The 6,798-nt window shown below is 61.8% G+C and carries 7 protein-coding genes; 3 read left to right on the forward strand and 4 right to left on the reverse strand.

The features are described from left to right. Window positions 1–9: 9 nt before the first annotated feature. The 4 genes from B9A19_RS16020 to radC all read right to left on the reverse strand — a co-directional run bounded on the left by B9A19_RS16020 (window position 10) and on the right by radC (window position 4,716). Window positions 10–939 (reverse strand): branched-chain amino acid ABC transporter permease, encoded by a 930-nt coding sequence (locus tag B9A19_RS16020; protein WP_084092028.1) that lies wholly within the window; start codon window positions 937–939, stop codon window positions 10–12. Between the two features lie 564 nt (window positions 940–1,503). Further along, window positions 1,504–2,718 (reverse strand): branched-chain amino acid ABC transporter substrate-binding protein, encoded by a 1,215-nt coding sequence (locus tag B9A19_RS16025; protein ID WP_084092030.1) that lies wholly within the window; start codon window positions 2,716–2,718, stop codon window positions 1,504–1,506. A gap of 203 nt (window positions 2,719–2,921) precedes the next feature. Next, the gene (locus B9A19_RS16030; RefSeq protein WP_084092032.1) at window positions 2,922–3,971 is read right to left on the reverse strand and encodes an SPM autocatalytic domain-containing protein; all 1,050 of its coding nucleotides are present in this window, start codon (window positions 3,969–3,971) and stop codon (window positions 2,922–2,924) included. Between the two features lie 67 nt (window positions 3,972–4,038). Further along, window positions 4,039–4,716 carry a RadC family protein gene (gene radC, locus B9A19_RS16035; protein ID WP_084092034.1) on the reverse strand — a complete coding sequence of 226 codons (678 nt, stop codon included), beginning with the start codon at window positions 4,714–4,716 and terminating at the stop codon, window positions 4,039–4,041. A gap of 93 nt (window positions 4,717–4,809) precedes the next feature. Here radC and coaBC point away from each other — a divergent pair, with 93 nt between their 5' ends. The 3 genes from coaBC to B9A19_RS23475 form a co-directional block, all read left to right on the forward strand. Next, window positions 4,810–6,000: a bifunctional phosphopantothenoylcysteine decarboxylase/phosphopantothenate--cysteine ligase CoaBC gene (gene coaBC / locus B9A19_RS16040; RefSeq protein WP_084092036.1), complete on the forward strand. Its 1,191-nt coding sequence runs from the start codon at window positions 4,810–4,812 to the stop codon at window positions 5,998–6,000. Further along, a complete protein-coding gene (gene dut, locus B9A19_RS16045) occupies window positions 5,997–6,446 on the forward strand; it encodes a dUTP diphosphatase (RefSeq protein ID WP_084092038.1) in 450 nt (149 codons plus the stop codon). Before coaBC ends, dut begins: the two co-directional genes overlap by 4 nt. 117 nt (window positions 6,447–6,563) lie before the next feature. Next, on the forward strand, window positions 6,564–6,798 hold a 235-nt coding region (locus tag B9A19_RS23475), incomplete at its 3' end, for a transposase domain-containing protein (protein WP_176216973.1).

The following is a 6,798-nucleotide window of genomic DNA, read 5'->3' on the forward strand; positions in this document are numbered from 1 at the left end:
CCCTGTGGCTCAGGCGCGATCGGCCACACGTTCGCCGAGCAGGCCGCTCGGGCGGAATACCAGCACCGCGATCAACACGATGAAGGCGAAAATGTCCTTGTAGTTGCTGCCGAAGGCGCCGTCGGTCCAGGTGCCCAGGTAGCCCGAGCCCATGCTCTCGATAAAGCCCAGCAGGAAGCCGCCGACGACCGCGCCAGCGAGGTTGCCGATGCCGCCCAGCACTGCGGCGGTGAACGCCTTCAGGCCGATCAGCGCGCCCATATAGGGGTGTGCCTGGTCGTAGTTGGCCGCCACCATCACGCCGGCTACTGCGCCCAGCGCCGAGCCGATCATGAAGGTGGTGGAAATGATGGTGTTGATGTTGACGCCCATCAGGCCGGCCACATCGGGGTTCTGTGAGGTGGCGCGCATGGCGCGGCCCAGCTTGGTACGCTCGACCAGGAAGAACAGGCCGGCCAGCAGCGCGATGGTGATCAGCATGCTGGCAATCTGCAGGCTGGTGATCGAGGCGCCGAAGAAATCGTGCACATTGGTTTCAAGGATGGCCGGGAAGGGGCGGAAGCTGCGGCCCCAGATCAGGCTGGCCAGCTGTTGCAGCACGATGGACAGGCCAATGGCGGTGATCAGCGGCGCCAGGCGCGGTGCGCGGCGCAGCGGGCGATACGCCACGCGTTCAATCGCATAGCCCACCAGCATCGATACCGGGATGGCCATCATCAGGCCGGCCAGCAGCAGTAGCGGGCCGGGCAGGTGCACGCCCATCCCCACCAGCAGGTTGATGAAGGTGATGGTGACCATGGCGCCGATCATCACCACTTCGCCATGGGCAAAGTTGATGAGTTGCATGATGCCATACACCATCGTGTAGCCCAGTGCGATCAGCGCATAAATGCTGCCGATGGTGAGGCCGTTAATGAGTTGCTGCAAAAAGATATCCACGTGGCTCCATCCTCGGTGTGGGTATTGGTTGCGACCGTCTTGCGGCCCGGTCAGGTCATGCCCGGGCCGTGGGGCGATGGTCATCTGTATGCAGTTGCGATTCAAACCAACCGTTACAGTTTAGCGGGCGAAACTTACATCTGCCGGCCTAACCCGCCTACTTGCGTGTTTCCCCTATGGGGTTAAGCCTTATTTGGCCGTTGCAGGCGGTTACCCGCTACGGCTTTGCAAGGCGGGCGCGTGCGGGGCTTGCTGCAGATGGGTAGACAAAACAAACGTATGTGCTTGAGGTAGCGGGAAATCATGCCTGGCGGGCCGGCAAACAGCGGTTGAGCAGGTCGGCGGCACCGCCCGTGCAGCCTGGCCGGCCAAGTGTTGCGGTGCGACAACAGCTGCCGACGGGCGGCAATGAAAACGGCGCCCCGCAGGGCGCCGTGCAATCGGCTGTGCGCAACCACAGTCTCGCCGTCCGGGCCGGCTATTGCCCGGGCAACGTTTGCGAACCTGCCCGCGATCAGGCTGCGGGGCCTGATCGCAAACAGGTTCAGAGAGAAAACCGCAGGCTTACTTGCCGCCGACGACTTCCAGTACTTCCCACTTGCCGCCCTTCACCTGGTAAATGGTGATGGCGCCGTTCTTGATGTCACCCTTCTCGTCGAAGGAGATGTGGCCGGTCACGCCGTCCAGTTCGATCTTGGCCAGTTCCGGCAGGTACTTGGCCGGTTCGGTCGAGCCGGCTTTCTTCATGGCTTCAACCATCACCTTCACGGCGTCATAGCAGTACGGTGCGTACAGCTGCACTTCGGTACCGAACTTGGCCTTGAACTTGTCGAGGAACTCCTTGCCGCCCGGCATGGCCACCTTGTCCTGGCCAGGGCTGGACGAGATCATGCCTTCGGCATCAGCACCGGCCAGCTTGATCAGTTCCGGGGTCTGGGTGCCGTCGCCGCCCATTACCTTGGCGGAGATGCCCAGCTTCTTGGCCTGCTTCTTCAGCGGGGCAGCTTGTGCGTCCATGCCGCCGTAGAAAATCAGTTCCGGCTTGGCGCCCTTGATGCTGGTCAGAATGGCGTTGAAGTCGGTTTCCTGGTTGGTGGTGAATTCGCGCTTCACGACTTCGGCACCGGCTGCCTTGGCGGCCTTTTCGAATTCATCAGCCAGGCCTTGGCCGTAGGCGGTGCGGTCGTCAACGATGGCAACCTTTTTCGCCTTCAGCTTGGTGACGGCGTAGTCACCCAGCACCTTGCCTTGCTGCGCGTCGTTGGCCATCACGCGGAAGGCGGTCTTGAAGCCTTGGGCGGTGTAGGCCACGGCGGTGGCCGACGGCGAGATTTGCGGGATGCCGGCATCGGAGTAAATCTTGGAGGCCGGGATGGTGGTGCCCGAGTTCAGGTGGCCGATCACGCCGGCAACCTTCTGGTCCACAAAGCGCTGTGCGACGGTGGTGGCCGTCTTCGGGTCGGCCTGGTCATCTTCCGACACCAGCTCGAACTTGACCTTCTTGCCTCCGATGTCGGCGCCGCCGGCATCGTTGATTTCGTCGATGGCCATCTTCACGCCATACTCGTTGTCCTTGCCCAGGTGGGCGATGTTGCCGGTCAACGGTGCTGCGTGGCCGATCTTGACGGTGTCGCCACCCTCGGTCTTGGCCGGTGCTGCGGCGGCGGCCGATGCGGCCGGTGCGCTGGCTGCTTCCGGTGCGGCCGGTTCCTGTTGTTTGCCGCAAGCGGCGAGCGTGAGCAGCGAAGCTGCGATCAGGCTGTAACGCGCGATGGTCATTTGAGCTATCCCCTAGTGCTGTTTGAATTGAATCAACGGGCCTCCACGGCGCTTCGCAAAGGCATGCGAAAGCCACAGGACTTACCCGATGATAGAAAACGATCATGAGGAGGGCTAAGAAAGGCTGTCAAATGCGGGTTTTCCCGGATTTGACTGTTGCATTTCCGCCACTACATGCGCAGTGGCGGAAATGTTGTAAGAATTCAGACGCTTAGATCAACCTGCTGCAGACTGCCCACCGCGCCGGCCTCTGTCAGATAAACGCCACTAGCGCGCACCTTGCCCAGATTGTTGTTTTGCTGGTCGTTGATGCTGAAGTCCGCCTTGGCTGCACCGAGGTAAATGGCGCCCACGCCCATGCTCTTGAGGTTGACCAACTTGTCTTGCCCGCTGTCGTCCTTGAGCCACAATTTGAGCTGGCCGAATACCGCATCGCCTTCGTCGATCCAGCCATTGCCGTCCTGGTCGTAGCGCGCCAGCTCGGCAAAGCCATTGCCGGTTTGCGTGCCGAACAGCTCGCTGCCGTTGTCGATCTTGCCGTTGCCGTTCTGATCCAGCGCCAGGAAAGCTGCACCCTGCTTAAGCTGGCTGATCTGGTCCTGCTTGCCGTCGTTATCGATGTCGAAGGCAAAGGTCTGGCTGGACAGTTGCCCGGCTGTGCCGCCGAAATTGAGGATGAGCGGGTCTTTCTGCTGCTTGGCAAGGCTGCCGGTGGCGATATTGAGGCTGCTGGTCTCTGAATAGCTGCGCGACATCGACAATTCGGCGTTGAACTGGATTTCGCGGCCATCAGCCGTCTTCACTACGCCGCTGGTGCTGTATTGCGCGGCTTCCTGTTCCTGATAGCTGTAGCTGTAATCGAGCGCAAAACCGCCTTCGCTGCCGCCATCCTGCTGTGGCGGTGGTGCTGCCTGGGTATCGCTGCTGCCGTTACTACCGGCATCGGACGACGCGCCATTGCCGTCCACCGTTTGCCCTAGATCGATGGCATGGCCCAGCATGTATTCGAGCAGCTGTTTCACCAGCGACATATAGGGGCTGAGCTGTTGCTTGCTGTCCTTGTCGCCGGTTTTATGCGCGGCCTGCTCTTGCCCGGCAGAAGAAATCGACACCTCGGGGCGGGTCTGTGCCGCATCATGCTGATGATGGTGCGGTGCGCTCGGCGCCTGATAGCGCATGGAGAGCTGGGTTTGTTGCTGGCTGGCGTAGCTGTGGGTCGCCTGTGAGGCGACGCTGGAATCGGTGATACGCATGATCGCGCTCCGGCATCTGCTTGTTCCTCACCCAGATCGGCTGCGTATCGAAAAACTTTAGGGCTGCTTACGGCATAAACCCTTGTTCTGCAAAAGAAATAACCTGATGCTCTGCAACAAGAAAATGGTCCAACAGCTTGATTTCCAGCAGGTTTAACGCATCACTCAATTGCCGGGTAAGTGCAATGTCGGCTGCAGATGCCTTGGCATTTCCCGACGGATGGTTGTGTGCAACGATGACAGCAGCGGCGTTGAGTTGCAACGCCAGCCGCGCCAGCTCGCGCGGGTAGACACGCGCTTCGTTCAGCGTGCCGCGCGCCATTTCCTCGCAGCGCAGCAGGCGGTGGCCAGTATCCAGAAACAGTGCCATGAAGACCTCGTGACCCCGCGAGCGCAGTTGCAGCGCCAGATAGTTGCGCACCGCAGTGGGCGAGTCGAGCGCGTTGCCGTGGCTGAGTTCCTCGCCCAGCGCACGGCGGGCCATTTCCAGCACGGCTTGCAATTGGGCGTACTTGGCATCACCCATGCCCGGTACGGCGGCGAAATCGGCCCGTTGGGCGGTAAACAGCGCGTTCAGGCTGCCAAAACGCTGCAGCAAGGTGCGCGCCAGATCGACCGCACTGCTGCCGGCAATGCCGACACGCAGGAAGATGGCCAGTAGCTCGGCGTCGGACAGCGTGGCTGCGCCGCGCGCCAGCAGTTTCTCGCGCGGGCGTTCGTCTACGGGCCAATCGGTGATGGGCATGGTTTACACTCTCGGTATGGTAGCCGCGATATGCGGCGGGCCAGTCGGTCATGCTGACCGGCGGTGCCAGTCAGATATAAGTGATGGTTAGCAATGAAGCAAAGACGGATCGTATTGGGGGTCACCGGTGGGGTGGCTGCGTACAAGTCGGCCGAGCTGGTACGGTTGATGGTGAAGGCCGGCTGGCTGGTCGATGTAGTGTTGACCGAGGCCGGCGCGCAGTTTGTCGGCCCGGCCACGTTCCAGGCGCTGTCCAACCGCCCGGTGTATACGCAGCTGTGGTCGCCGGATGTCTCCAACGGCATGGCGCACATCCAGCTCACGCGTGGCGCCGATGCCTTGCTGGTGGCGCCGGCCACGGCCGACATCATCGCCAAGACCGCACACGGCCTGACCGATGATTTGTTGTCTACGCTGATTTCGGCGCGCGATTGCCCGCTACTGATCGCACCGGCGATGAACCGGCAGATGTGGGGCAACCCGCCCAACCAGCGCAATATCGCGCAGCTGCGCGCGGATGGTGTGAGCATTCTCGGCCCGGCGGCCGGCGAGCAAGCCTGCGGCGAAGTGGGCGAGGGCCGCATGCTGGAGCCGGAGGAACTGATGCAGCACCTTGAGGCCAGCTTCCAGCCCAAGCCGCTGGCAGGGCGCCGTGTGCTGCTGACCGCAGGGCCGACTTTCGAGCGCATTGACGCGGTGCGCGGCATCACCAACAGCAGCTCGGGCAAGATGGGCTTTGCCATTGCGCGTGCCGCGTGGGAGGCCGGGGCCGAGGTGGTGATCGTGGCAGGTGAAACTGCCCAGGCCACGCCGCCGGGCTGTCGCCGCATCAACGTGCTGTCGGCGCAGGAGATGCTGACTGCGGTGGAGCAGGAAGTGGACGATGCCGATATCTTCATCGCCGTGGCTGCAGTAGCTGATTACTACGTGCTCAACCCGTCCGAGCAGAAGATCAAGAAGGATGCGCACATCCTGACCTTGGAGCTGGCGCCCAATCCGGATATCCTCGCGCGCATTGCCACACGGCCGCAGCCGCCGTTCTGTGTCGGCTTCGCTGCCGAATCGGAAAACCTGCTCGAATACGCCGAAGCCAAGCGCAAGCGCAAGCATTTGCCGCTGCTGGCCGCCAACTTGGTGCAGCAGGCCATGGGGGCGGACGACAACGAAGTCATCCTGCTGGATGACAACGGCGAGCACCGCCTGCCGCGTGGCCTCAAGCTCGATGTGGCCCGCAAGCTGATCGGCCACGTGGCCCAACTCTATGTACACGGAAAGACCCGATGACCCAACTCGACGTCAAGATTCTCGACGACCGCCTGAAAGACAACCTGCCCGAATACGCCACGCCGGGCGCTGCCGGGCTGGATCTGCGTGCCTGTCTGGATGGCACGCTGGAGCTGGCGCCGGGCGCCACGGTACTGGTGCCGACCGGCATTGCCATCCACCTGGACAACGCCGGGCTGGCGGCGATGATCCTGCCGCGCTCGGGCCTGGGCCACAAGCATGGCATTGTGCTGGGCAATCTGGTCGGTCTGATCGACTCGGACTATCAGGGGCAGATTTTCGTATCGGTGTGGAACCGTGGCAACGCGGCCTTTACTATCCAGCCGATGGAGCGCATTGCCCAGCTCATCATCGTGCCGGTGGTGCAGGTGACGTTCAACCTGGTGAACGAGTTCTCGGAGAGCGAGCGCGGCGAAGGTGGTTTTGGCAGCACCGGCAAGCACTGAGTCCAGGCAGATCGTCAGGCTTCAAGAAAAACCCGGCCATGGCCTAATGCCAGTCAGTTAAGCGCTAGCCGCTGGTATTGAGTTAAAAAGAGGACGTGATTCACGTCCTCTTTTTACATGACCCCCCTGCACCACGAACTCGCACATACCCTGAGCCGGATCCCCACCAATCTGGATCGACTCAGTACGCTGATCGACCCCGACTGGATCGAACAAGCCCTCTCATCGTCCGGTAAAGCCTCAATCCGCAGGCGCAAGCTGCCAGCTGAACATGTGGTCTGGCTCGTCATCGGCCTTGCCCTGTTTCGTAATCTGCCCATCTGGGATGTCGTCCGCCAACTGGACTTGGTGC

This window comes from Andreprevotia lacus DSM 23236, assembly GCF_900176275.1.
GTDB classification, from domain to species: Bacteria; Pseudomonadota; Gammaproteobacteria; order Burkholderiales; family Chitinibacteraceae; genus Andreprevotia; species Andreprevotia lacus.